This window comes from Pseudomonas sp. S3E17, from assembly GCF_024168685.1.
Taxonomy (GTDB): domain Bacteria; phylum Pseudomonadota; class Gammaproteobacteria; order Pseudomonadales; family Pseudomonadaceae; genus Aquipseudomonas; species Aquipseudomonas marginalis.
Genome location: NZ_JALJWE010000001.1, coordinates 3,497,361 through 3,509,488, shown reverse-complemented (window position 1 = coordinate 3,509,488; position 12,128 = coordinate 3,497,361). Strand labels below are relative to the sequence as shown.

General features: G+C 62.6%; 7 protein-coding genes. 6 read left to right on the top strand and 1 reads right to left on the bottom strand.

Annotated elements, in window-relative coordinates:
• Window positions 1–43: 43 nt before the first annotated feature.
• The 4 genes from treC to J3D60_RS15620 all read left to right on the top strand — a co-directional run bounded on the left by treC (window position 44) and on the right by J3D60_RS15620 (window position 5,952).
• Window positions 44–1,690 carry an alpha,alpha-phosphotrehalase gene (gene treC / locus J3D60_RS15635; protein ID WP_253491939.1) on the top strand — a complete coding sequence of 549 codons (1,647 nt, stop codon included), beginning with the start codon at window positions 44–46 and terminating at the stop codon, window positions 1,688–1,690.
• 164 nt (window positions 1,691–1,854) lie between these two features.
• Window positions 1,855–3,075: a carbohydrate porin gene (locus J3D60_RS15630; protein WP_027605435.1), complete on the top strand. Its 1,221-nt coding sequence runs from the start codon at window positions 1,855–1,857 to the stop codon at window positions 3,073–3,075.
• A gap of 61 nt (window positions 3,076–3,136) precedes the next feature.
• Entirely contained in the window at window positions 3,137–5,662 is a 2,526-nt protein-coding gene (gene ptsP / locus J3D60_RS15625; RefSeq protein ID WP_253491937.1) for a phosphoenolpyruvate--protein phosphotransferase, read from the top strand.
• A 2-nt stretch (window positions 5,663–5,664) separates the two neighbouring features.
• Complete coding sequence (locus tag J3D60_RS15620; RefSeq protein WP_253491936.1) at window positions 5,665–5,952, top strand: PTS transporter subunit EIIB; 288 nt, start codon at window positions 5,665–5,667, stop codon at window positions 5,950–5,952.
• A 187-nt stretch (window positions 5,953–6,139) separates the two neighbouring features.
• Here the strand turns inward: J3D60_RS15620 and mltF are convergent, their stop codons facing one another.
• A complete protein-coding gene (gene mltF, locus J3D60_RS15615; RefSeq protein WP_027605438.1) occupies window positions 6,140–7,600 on the bottom strand; it encodes a membrane-bound lytic murein transglycosylase MltF in 1,461 nt (486 codons plus the stop codon).
• 286 nt (window positions 7,601–7,886) lie between these two features.
• Here mltF and purL point away from each other — a divergent pair, with 286 nt between their 5' ends.
• Together purL and J3D60_RS15605 are read left to right on the top strand one after the other, a co-directional pair.
• Complete coding sequence (purL, locus tag J3D60_RS15610) at window positions 7,887–11,783, top strand: phosphoribosylformylglycinamidine synthase (protein WP_253491935.1); 3,897 nt, start codon at window positions 7,887–7,889, stop codon at window positions 11,781–11,783.
• 4 nt (window positions 11,784–11,787) lie between these two features.
• Window positions 11,788–12,099 carry an NGG1p interacting factor NIF3 gene (locus J3D60_RS15605; protein ID WP_253491934.1) on the top strand — a complete coding sequence of 104 codons (312 nt, stop codon included), beginning with the start codon at window positions 11,788–11,790 and terminating at the stop codon, window positions 12,097–12,099.
• The last annotated feature ends 29 nt before the right edge of the window (window positions 12,100–12,128 follow it).

Below are 12,128 nucleotides of genomic sequence, written 5' to 3'. Positions count from 1 at the left end.
AGGCCCGAGAGGCCAGCACAAAACTCTACTGAAGGAATCCACCATGCAAGACTGGCAACACTCGGTGATCTACCAGATCTACCCCAAGAGCTTCCACAGCCACGCGGGTAACGCCACCGGTGACCTGCTGGGCATCGTGGACAAACTCGACTACCTCAAATGGCTGGGCGTGGATTGCCTGTGGATCACCCCGTTCCTGCGCTCGCCGCAAAGGGACAACGGCTACGACATCAGCGACTACTACGCCATCGACCCCAGCTACGGGACCATGGCCGACTGTGACCTGTTGATCAGCGAAGCGGCCAAGCGTGGCATCAAGCTGATGCTCGACATTGTGGTCAACCACACCTCCATCGAGCATGAGTGGTTCCAGCAGGCGCGCAGCAGCCTCGACAACCCCTACCGCGACTTCTACATCTGGCGCGACCAGCCGAACAACTGGGAATCCAAGTTCGGCGGGTCGGCCTGGGAATACGAGGCGCAAACCGGCCAGTACTTCCTGCACCTGTTCGACCACACCCAGGCCGACCTCAATTGGGACAACCCCCAGGTGCGTGCCGAGGTGTTCAAGTTGATGCGCTTCTGGCGCGACAAGGGCGTGGGCGGTTTCCGCCTGGACGTGATCAACCTGATCTCCAAGCCCGCGGATTTCCCCGAAGACAACAGCGACGGCCGCCGCTTCTACACCGACGGCCCGAACGTGCATGAATACCTGCAGGAGATGCACCGCGAAGTCTTTGAAGGCCATGACCTGATCAACGTCGGCGAGATGTCGTCCACCAGCCTTGAGCATTGCATTCGCTACTCGCGGCCAGAGTCGAAAGAGCTGTCGATGACCTTCAACTTTCATCACCTGAAAGTCGATTACCCGAACCTGCAGAAGTGGGTGAAGGCTGACTTCGACTTCCTGCAACTCAAGCAGATCCTCTCCGACTGGCAACTGGGCATGCAGGCCGGTGGCGGCTGGAACGCGCTGTTCTGGTGTAACCACGATCAACCCCGGGTGGTCTCGCGGTTTGGTGACGACGGTGAGCATCGTGTGGTCTCGGCCAAGATGCTCGCCACCGCGCTGCACTTCCTCCAGGGCACGCCGTTCGTGTACCAGGGCGAAGAACTGGGCATGACCAATCCGGGCTTCGACAGCATCGATCAGTACCGCGATGTGGAGACCCTGAACATCTTCCGCCTCAAGCGCGATGCCGGTGAATCCGAAGCGGCGAGCATGGCGGCGATCATGCAGAAGTCCCGCGACAACGGCCGTACGCCGATGCAGTGGAACGCGCAGCCGAATGCGGGTTTCAGCACCGGCGAGCCCTGGATCGGCCTCCCGGCGAATGCCGCGCAGATCAACGTTGAATACCAGCGCGACGATCCCGACTCCGTGCTGCATCACTACCGCGCGCTGATCGCCTTGCGCCGCCACGAACCGCTGATTCAAGAGGGGGTTTACCGCCAACTGCTGCAAGACCATTTGCAGGTCTGGGCGTACCTGCGCGAAGGCCACGGTGAGCGCCTGCTGGTGCTGAACAACTTCTACGGCCAACCCTGTGAGATCCAACTGCCTGGCGACGTGATCGGCGCCGCGACCGAGCAACGCCTGCTGATCAGCAACTACCCCGACTGCCCACCACGCACGGCCACGGTCGTCTTGCGTCCCTACGAATCGTTCGTGCTGCACCTGATTGATTGATACGCCCCCTGTAGGAGCGAGCTTGCTCGCGAAAAACCTGAGAGCGCCGCGCTAAACCAGTATCGCTGCGTAATCGTTAGCGTTCTTCGCGAGCAAGCTCGCTCCTACAGGGAATCGTGTCGTGCAAGGACAGTAATAAAACAATAAAAATAGAAGGAGCATTCATGAAAACAACAATAAAGCTGGGCCTCGTTGCATCCTGCCTGAGCCTGCCATTCGGCGCGCAGGCCCTGGAATTTGCCGGTTACTTACGCAGCGGCGCGGGGACGTCGACAGGCAGTGGCAAGCAGCAGTGTTTCCAGTTGCCGGGGGCGCAAACCAAATACCGACTGGGCAACGAATGCGAGCAGTACGCCGAGCTGGAACTGCGTCAGGACCTGCTGACCCTCGACGATGGCTCGGTGCTCAGCGTCGACGCCATGGCATCGCTGTACAACCAATACGACCGCGCCCTTAAATTCCAGGGCGAAGACAACGGCTCGGCGCGCATGCCACAGATGTATGCGCAGTGGTCGAACCTGCCTGCCCTCAATGGCGGTTCGCTGTGGGCCGGTCGGCGTTATTACAAACGCAATGACATCCATATTTCCGACTTCTACTACTGGAACCAGAGCGCCACCGGCGGCGGAATCGAGGACGTGCTGATCGGCGACCTCAAGTACAGCTACGCCATTTCGCGTAAGGACAACCTGTACCAGAAGGAATACGCCACCCGTCACGACTTCAACGTCGCGGGCTTCAAGACCAACCCCGGCGGCGAGCTGGAGCTGGGCTTGAGCCATATCGAAAAGGCCGGTGGGCGCGATACCCACAGCGGCTGGGCACTCACCGCGCAGCATGTGCAAAAGCCCTTCCTGGGCGGCAAGAACAAATTCGCTTTGCAGTACGGCGAAGGCCCCGGCACCGGCCTGGGCTACACCGGCAATACCTTCCTGGATAACAGCAGCAAAAGTTATCGCGCCGTGGAGTTCTTCGACTGGCAAGTGACCCCGCGCTTTGGTGGGCAGATCGAGGCGGTGTACCAGAAGGATATTCGCCCCGGCAGCCAGGACCAGACCTGGATGTCCATCGGCGTGCGCCCTGCGTATGCGATCAGCGAACAATTCAAGTTGGTCACCGAGCTTGGGCATGATCAGGTCGATGCCACCGGCGGCACGCGCAAGCTGAGCAAATTTACCTTCGCCCCGACCTGGTCGCCCAACGGCCCGGATTTCTGGGCGCGGCCGGAAGTGCGTTTGTACTACACCTATGCGACCTGGAACGAAGCGGCCAAGCGTGCAGCGAATGAACTGGCGGCGGGCTCGGCATTGTCCGACACCGGCGCCTATGGCACCGCGCGGCATGGGTCGAACGTGGGCGTGCAGGTTGAATACTGGTGGAAATAAGTCATCCATGGGATAGGCATCCACCCAAGGATTTTTACAGAACAAAACGGCAGGTGACGTCATGACCGCAACTCAATCCCTGGAACTGCTGGCGCCCTTGTCCGGCGTGCTGCTGGCACTGGACAAGGTGCCTGACCCGGTGTTCGCCAGCCGCATGATCGGCGACGGCCTGTGCATCGATCCCACCTCGCAGACCCTGTGCGCGCCCCTGGCCGGGGTGATCAGCAATATCCAGGACAGCGGGCATGCGGTCAGCGTCACCAACGACAACGGCGTGCAGGTGCTGATGCATATCGGCCTGGACACCGTGAGCCTGGCAGGCAAGGGCTTCACCCGCCTGGTCGAGGAAGGCCAGCGGGTGGAGGCCGGGCAAGCGCTGATCGAATTCGACGCCGACTACGTGGCGCTCAACGCACGCAGTTTGCTGACCTTGATGCTGGTGGTCAGCGGCGAGCCGTTCACGCCATTGGCAAGCGGCCTGGTGGAATTGGGCCAACCGGTGTTGCAGGTAGCACCCGGCAACCGGGTAGAGGAGGCCGATGAGGAGGAGGGCGATGCACGCTTCTCCAAGCCGTTGACCTTACCCAACGCCAACGGTTTGCACGCGCGCCCGGCCGCCGTATTGGCACAAGCCGCGAAAGGTTTTAACGCGAGCATTTACCTGCACAAGCAAACCCAGAGTGCCAACGCCAAGTCGTTGGTGGCGATCATGGCGCTGCAAACCGTACAGGGCGATACCTTGCAAGTGAGTGCGGCCGGTGACGACGCCGAGGCGGCGATCCAGGCGCTGGTCGCGCTGTTGCTTGAAGGCTGCGGCGAGGCCATCGCGGCACCGGCTGCACAGCTTGAAGCGCCCGTGCCGGTATCGTCGGCGACGCTGCTGCGAGGCGTTTGCGCATCGCCGGGATCGGCGTTTGGCCAGGTGGTCCAGGTTGCTGAGCCCGAGCTGAAGGTGACTGAACAGGGCGCTGGCGAGGCGTTCGAACGTGTCGCTTTGGCGCGTGGCCTGTTGGCTGCAACCGAAGCGCTGCAAGCCCTGCAAACCCAGGCGGCAGGCAGTGCCCAGGCGCAGATTTTCCGCGCCCATCAGGAGTTGCTCGAAGACCCGACGCTGCTGGAACAAGCCGATGGCCTGCTGGCCGAAGGCAAGAGCGCCGCATTTGCCTGGAACAGCGCCACGGTCGCCACTGCCCAGCTGTTCCAGAACCTGGGCAACGCCCTGTTGGCCGAACGTGCGGCGGACCTGGCGGATGTCGGCCGGCGTGTGCTGAAGCTGATCCTCGGTATTCAAGACCGCGCCTGGGACCTGCCCGACCGCGCGATCCTGGTCGCCGAGCAACTGACGCCTTCGCAAACCGCCAGCCTCGACACCCAAAAGGTACTGGGGTTTGTCACCGTCGGCGGCGGGGCGACCAGCCATGTCGCGATCCTGGCGCGGGCCCTGGGCCTGCCTGCCATGTGTGGGGTCGGGCCTGAAGTGCTGGCGCTGGCCAACGGCAAACAGGTCCTGCTCGATGCCGACAAAGGCGAGCTGCACCTGGACCCCAACCTGGCCGAGATCGAACAGCTGGAAGCTGCGCGTAAGCAGCACGTGCTGCGACGCCAGCGTGACGTGGCGCAGGCTTTAGTGCCTGCGATTACCCGCGACGGCCATCACGTCGAGGTGAGCGCCAACGTCGCTTCGTTGCAGGAGGTGGAACAAGCCCGGGCCCTCGGGGGCGAAGGCGTCGGCCTGCTGCGCTCGGAGTTTTTGTACCTGGATCGCAATCGCGCCCCAAGCGTGGATGAGCAGGCCGCCACCTACAGCGCCATCGCCCGTGCCCTGGGCACCGAGCGCAATCTGGTGGTGCGCACCCTGGACGTCGGCGGCGATAAACCCCTGGCGTACGTGCCGATGGACAGTGAAACCAACCCGTTCCTGGGCCTGCGCGGCATACGCCTGTGCCTGGAGCGCCCGGAGCTGTTGCGTGAACAGTTGCGCGCGATCCTCGCCAGTGCCGGGCTGGCACGCCTGCATATCATGTTGCCGATGGTCAGCCTGCTGTCGGAGCTGCACCTGGCCCGCCAGATTATGAAGGAAGAAGCCCAGGCCCTTGGGCTCAGCGCGTTGCCCAAACTGGGCATCATGATCGAGGTGCCGTCGGCGGCCCTGATGGCGGATGTGTTTGCGCCCCATGTGGATTTCTTCTCCATCGGCACCAACGACCTGACCCAATACACCCTGGCCATGGACCGTGATCACCCGCGCCTGGCCAGCCAGGCCGACAGCTTTCACCCGGCGGTATTGCGCCTGATCGCCGCCACCGTCACGGCCGCCCATGCCCATGGCAAGTGGGTGGGCGTATGCGGCGCACTGGCCTCCGAAGCCCTGGCGGTGCCGGTGTTGCTCGGGTTGGGGGTGGATGAACTGTCGGTCAGTGTGCCGCTGATCCCCAGCATCAAGGCCACCGTCCGCGAGCTGGACCTGGCCGGCTGCCAGACCATCGCCCGTCAGGTACTGGGCCTGGAAGAGGCCGCCCAGGTGCGCGAGGCCTTGCGCCTGTACCACGCGGCCACCGTTGAAACCTCACCTGTCGTGGAGCACTGAGCATGTTCGAGAAATTGCAGCGGGCGTTCTGGAAAGCCCTGACCCCGGATTTGATTGCCGAGACGGTGGCGGTGCCGACACAGGTGCTGTTGTCGGCCGAGGTGCTGAGCGCGTTGGGCGGTGCGGATAACCTCAGGTCGCAGCAGCGTGTGGCGCTGACGCGGGTGCGGGTGCAATTGCAGGATGCTGAGACGTTTGATGCTGCGGCGTTAAAGGCCGCGGGGGTCTCTGGGGTGATGGTATTGACGGGTGGGGTGGTCCATTTGCTCATCGGGCTCGAAGCCAAGTAGGCGTACATCGCCTCCTGTAGGAGCGAGCTTGCTCGCGAGAAACGTCAACGATAACGCGTGCTTCCTGAATGAACGCGGTGCCTGTGAGTTTTTCGCGAGCAAGCTCGCTCCTACAAAAAGCCTTAACTGACTGGCATTAGGGCAAGCCCCCTCTCACATTGGTTTTGTGGTGTTGGGAAGATCAGTTTTACAACTGCGGGGTGTCTTCCGGCGGCTTGGTTTTATCCACACCCGGCACATGCAGATTACCTTCCACCACCTGGTTACCCTCCAACTGCGGCTGGGTCACCCAGGTCAGGATGTCGTAGTAGCGCCGGATGTTCGCCACGAAGTGCACCGGCTCGCCGCCCCGGGCGTAGCCGTAGCGGGTCTTGCTGTACCACTGCTTCTGCGACAGGCGCGGCAGCATCTTCTTCACGTCCAGCCACTTGTTCGGGTTCAGGCCTTCCTTCTTCGCCAGGATGCGCGCGTCGTCCAGATGGCCGGTGCCGACGTTATAAGCGGCGAGGGCAAACCAGGTGCGGTCGGGCTCGGCGATCTTGTCGTCCAGCTCGTCCTTGATCTTGGCCAGGTACTTGGCGCCGCCCATGATGCTTTGCCTGGCATCCAGGCGGTTGGACACGCCCATCGCCTGGGCGGTGTTCTGGGTCAGCATCATCAGGCCGCGCACGCCGGTCTTTGAGGTGACCGCCGGTTGCCACAGCGATTCCTGATAGCCGATGGCCGCGAGCAGGCGCCAGTCGACTTTTTCTTCCTTGGCGTAGGCGCGAAAGTGCTTCTCGTATTTGGGCAGCCGCTGCTGCAAATGCTGGGCGAAGGTGTAGGCGCCGACATAGCCGAGTACATCGACGTGCCCGTAATAGCGGTCTTTAAGGCGTTGCAGGGTGCCGTTCTTTTCCACCTTGTCCAGGTAGCTGTTGATCTCGTTGAGCAGGCTGTTGTCGTCGCCGGCGGCCACGGCCCAGCTCTGGTTGCTGGCGTTGCCGAGGTCGAACGCCACCCGTACGTTGGGGAAGTACACCTGGTTCATCGCCACTTCGTTGGAGTCCACCAGGGTCAGGTCGATTTGCCCCTCGTCCACCATGCGCAGCAGGTCGACCACCTCGACGGCATCGGATTCTTCGTATTCGATGGCCGGGTTCTGCTTCTTAAGCGCGGCCAGTTGTTCGGCGTGGGTGCTGCCCTTGAGCACCATGATCTTCTTGCCCACCAGGTCCGCCGCGTTCGTCGGGCGTGACTGGCCGTTGCGGTAGATGATCTGCGGGGTGACTTCCAGGTAAGGGTGGGAGAACCGCACCTGTTGCTGGCGTTGCTCACTGCTGACCAGGCCGGCCGCGGCGAGCACCGGGCCGTTGGGTTTGCCCAACTGGCCGAACAGGTCGTCAAGGTTGTCGGCGGTCTCGATTTCCAACTTCACGCCCAGGTCATCGGCAAAACGCTTGACCAGTTCGTATTCGAAACCGGTTTCACCGTTGCGGTCCTGGAAGTAAGTCGCCGGGCTGTTTCGGGTAATCACCCGCAATACGCCATCCTCCTTGATTCGCTCGAGCGTGCTGGGTTTATCAACACAGGCGCTGAGCATCAGGAAGAGTCCGGTGACGATGAGCCATCTGGCGCATCGCGGGCGCAAAGCAGTTGGGGAGAACATCTGCGCAGTATACGCAAACGGCCCACGGCGCCATATCTCGACAGCGGCGGACTTGTCTGCTAGCGCCGCCAAAACTGTGCTGCAACCCGCAGAAACGTGGCTTGGCGCTCGATTGTGACGGTTAAAATAACTGCGCGGAATGCCTTGGATAACGCCCCGATAGCGTGCAAACCGTGCCAACTGACGTTCGGCAGCCGCCAGCGGTGCCGTTTCGGGTGCCGTTGGCGATGGTTTACGCTAGAATGCACGGCCTCAAAGCACACCCCTTCCCGAGGCTGTCCCGAAGATGTTGATCCTGCGCGGCGCTCCTGCCCTTTCTGCCTTTCGCCACAGCAAACTCCTTGAACAACTGAGCCAGAAGGTTCCAGCGGTTACAGGCCTGTATGCTGAATTTGCTCACTTCGCCGACGTTACCGGCGTCTTGACCGCCGACGAACAGCAAGTGCTCGCACGCCTTCTGAAGTACGGCCCAAGCGTTCCCGTTCAAGAGCCGACCGGCCGCTTGTTCCTGGTCCTGCCACGGTTCGGCACCATCTCGCCCTGGTCGAGCAAGGCCAGCGATATCGCCCGCAACTGCGGCCTGGAGAAGATCCAGCGCCTGGAGCGTGGTATCGCGTTCTACGTCGAAGGTGGGTTCAGCGACGCCGAGGCCGAGCTGATCGCCAGCAGCCTGCACGACCGCATGACCCAGATCATCGTCAGCCAGCTGGAACAGGCTGCCGGCCTGTTCAGCCACGCCGAGCCCAAGCCGCTGACCGCGATTGACGTGCTGGGCGGTGGCCGCGCTGCGCTGGAGAAGGCCAACACCGAGCTGGGCCTGGCCCTGGCCGAAGACGAGATCGACTACCTGGTCAACGCCTTCAACGGTCTCAAGCGCAACCCCCACGACATCGAACTGATGATGTTCGCCCAGGCCAACTCCGAGCATTGCCGTCACAAGATCTTCAACGCCAGTTGGGACATCGACGGCGAAAGCCAGGAAAAAAGCCTGTTCGGCATGATCAAGAACACCTACGTGATGCACAGCGAAGGCGTTCTGTCAGCGTATAAGGACAACGCATCGGTGATCGTCGGCTCGGTTGCCGGCCGTTTCTTCCCGGACCCTGAAACCCGCCAATACGGCGCGGTGCAGGAACCGGTGCACATCCTGATGAAGGTCGAGACCCACAACCACCCGACCGCGATTGCCCCGTTCCCGGGCGCAGCCACCGGTTCCGGCGGCGAGATCCGCGACGAAGGTGCCACCGGCCGTGGCGCCAAGCCAAAGGCCGGCCTCACCGGTTTCACCGTGTCCAACCTGCAGATCCCGGGCTTCGAACAGCCATGGGAAGTGCCGTACGGCAAGCCTGAGCGCATCGTGACGGCGCTGGACATCATGATCGAAGGCCCGCTGGGCGGCGCCGCGTTCAACAACGAGTTCGGCCGTCCGGCGCTGACCGGTTATTTCCGTACCTTCGAACAGTCCATCACCACCCCCCGTGGCGATGAAGTGCGCGGCTACCACAAGCCAATCATGTTGGCCGGCGGCATGGGCAACATCCGTGAAGAACACGTCAAGAAAGGCGAGATCCTGGTCGGCTCCAAGCTGATCGTGCTCGGCGGCCCGGCAATGTTGATCGGCCTGGGCGGCGGCGCGGCTTCCTCCATGGCCACCGGCACCAGCTCGGCAGACCTCGACTTCGCCTCCGTACAGCGCGAAAACCCTGAGATGGAACGTCGCTGCCAGGAAGTCATCGACCGTTGCTGGCAGTTGGGTGACAAGAACCCCATCAGCTTTATCCACGACGTCGGCGCCGGCGGTTTGTCCAACGCCTTCCCGGAGCTGGTCAACGATGGCGACCGCGGTGGCCGCTTCGAACTGCGCAACATTCCAAACGACGAGCCGGGCATGGCCCCGCACGAAATCTGGAGCAACGAATCCCAGGAGCGTTACGTACTTGCGGTCGGCCCTGAAGACTTCGCGCGCTTCCAGGCCATCTGCGAACGCGAGCGTTGCCCGTTTGCCGTGGTCGGCGAAGCCACTGCCGAGCCGCAACTGACGGTCACCGACAGCCACTTCGGCAACAGCCCGGTGGACATGCCCCTCGAAGTGCTGCTGGGCAAAGCCCCGCGCATGCACCGTTCGGCGGTTCGTGAAACCGAGCTGGGCGATGATTTCGACCCAAGCACGCTGGACCTGACTGACAGCATTGAACGCGTGCTGCACCACCCGGCCGTGGCGAGCAAAAGCTTCCTGATCACCATCGGCGACCGCACCATCACCGGCCTGGTGGCCCGTGACCAAATGGTCGGCCCATGGCAGGTGCCGGTGGCCGACGTTGCCGTCACCGCCACCAGCTTCGACGTCTACACCGGTGAAGCCATGGCCATGGGCGAGCGTACGCCGCTGGCCCTGCTGGACGCCCCGGCGTCGGGCCGCATGGCCATTGGTGAAACCCTCACCAACATCGCCGCGTCGCGCATCGGCAAGCTGTCCGACATCAAATTGTCGGCCAACTGGATGTCCGCTGCCGGTCACCCCGGTGAAGACGCGCGTCTATACGACACCGTGAAAGCGGTCGGCATGGAGCTGTGCCCGGAGCTGGGCATCACCATTCCGGTGGGCAAGGACTCCATGTCCATGGCCACCCGTTGGAACGATGAAGGCGTGGACAAGAGCGTCACCTCGCCGCTGTCGCTGATCGTCACCGGCTTTGCGCCGGTCACCGACATCCGCCAGACCCTGACCCCGCAACTGCGCATGGACAAGGGCACCACCGACCTGATCCTGATCGACCTGGGCCGTGGCCAGAACCGCATGGGCGCCTCGATCCTCGCGCAAACCCACGGCAAGCTCGGCAAACAGGCCCCGGACGTGGATGACGCCGAAGACCTGAAAGCCTTCTTCGCCGTGATCCAGGGCCTCAACGCCGACGGCCACCTGCTGGCCTACCACGACCGTTCCGACGGTGGTTTGCTGACCAGCGTTGTCGAGATGGCCTTCGCCGGTCACTGCGGCCTGAACATCGTGCTCGACAGCGTTGCCGAGGACGCCTCTGAAATCAACGGCATCCTCTTCAACGAAGAATTGGGTGCGGTGATCCAGGTTCGCCAGGACGCAACCCCGGACGTACTCGCACAGTTCAGCGCCGCTGGCCTGGACGACTGCGTCGCGGTGATCGGCCAGCCGATCAACAACGGCGAGATCAACATCTCGTTCAATGGCGACACCGTGTTTGCCGGCCAGCGCCGCTTGCTGCAACGCCAGTGGGCCGAGACCAGCTACCAGATCCAACGCCTGCGTGACAACGCCGACTGCGCCGAGCAGGAATTCGACGTAATCCTGGAAGAAGACAACCCAGGCCTGAGCACCAAGCTCAGCTTCGACGTCAACCAGGACATCGCCGCGCCGTACATCAAGAAAGGCATCCGCCCACAAGTTGCCGTGCTGCGAGAGCAGGGCGTCAACGGCCAGGTGGAAATGGCGGCCGCGTTCGACCGCGCCGGCTTCAATGCGATCGACGTGCACATGAGCGACATCCTCGCCGGTCGCGTTGACCTCAACGAGTTCAAAGGCCTGGTGGCCTGCGGCGGTTTCTCCTACGGCGACGTACTGGGTGCCGGTGAAGGCTGGGCCAAATCGGCCCTGTTCAACAGCCGTGCCCGCGATGCGTTCCAGGGCTTCTTCGAACGCAACGACAGCTTCACCCTGGGTGTGTGCAACGGTTGCCAGATGATGTCCAACCTCCACGAGCTGATCCCGGGCAGCGAGTTCTGGCCGCACTTCGTGCGTAACCGTTCCGAGCAGTTCGAAGCCCGCGTCGCCATGGTGCAGGTGCAGGAATCCAACTCGATCTTCCTGCAAGGCATGGCCGGTTCGCGCATGCCGATCGCCATCGCCCACGGTGAAGGCCATGCCGAGTTCGAAAGCGAAGAGGCGTTGCTCGAGGCCGATCTGTCCGGCTGCGTGGCCATGCGTTTCGTCGACAACCACGGCAAGGTCACCGAAAGCTACCCGGCCAACCCGAACGGCTCGCCGCGCGGGATCACCGGCCTCACCAGCCGCGACGGTCGCGTGACCATCATGATGCCGCACCCGGAACGTGTGTTCCGCGCCGTGCAGAACTCCTGGCGTCCGGAAGAGTGGAACGAAGACGGTGCGTGGATGCGCATGTTCCGCAACGCCCGCGTGTGGGTGAACTAAGGCGGTGTACAAGCTTGCCTTCTTTGTGCCCGACAGCCATGTGGAGACGGTGAAAGCCGCCGTCTTCGCTGCTGGCGGCGGGCGCATCGGCGACTACGACCACTGCGCCTGGCAAGTGCCGGGCCAGGGCCAGTTTCGCGCGTTGGACGGCAGCCAGCCGTTTATCGGGCAGGTTGGCCAGGTTGAAGTGGTTGAAGAATGGAAGGTCGAGCTGGTGGTGGCCGATGAGTTGATCAACGCAGTGGTCGCCGCGTTGAAGCTCAGCCACCCCTATGAGACACCGGCTTATGAAGTGTGGCCGTTGGCGGATTTCTGATCCGCCCGCTGTAGAAACAAGAAACCCGC

What these genes read in the sequence shown, in the direction of transcription:
- ptsP (WP_253491937.1), top strand. Translation starts at nt 3,137, where the DNA reads ATGACCGCAACTCAATCCCTGGAACTGCTGGCGCCCTTGTCCGGCGTG.
- treC (WP_253491939.1), top strand. Translation starts at nt 44, where the DNA reads ATGCAAGACTGGCAACACTCGGTGATCTACCAGATCTACCCCAAGAGC.
- J3D60_RS15620 (WP_253491936.1), top strand. Translation starts at nt 5,665, where the DNA reads ATGTTCGAGAAATTGCAGCGGGCGTTCTGGAAAGCCCTGACCCCGGAT.
- purL (WP_253491935.1), top strand. Translation starts at nt 7,887, where the DNA reads ATGTTGATCCTGCGCGGCGCTCCTGCCCTTTCTGCCTTTCGCCACAGC.
- mltF (WP_027605438.1), bottom strand. Translation starts at nt 7,600, where the DNA reads ATGTTCTCCCCAACTGCTTTGCGCCCGCGATGCGCCAGATGGCTCATC.
- J3D60_RS15630 (WP_027605435.1), top strand. Translation starts at nt 1,855, where the DNA reads ATGAAAACAACAATAAAGCTGGGCCTCGTTGCATCCTGCCTGAGCCTG.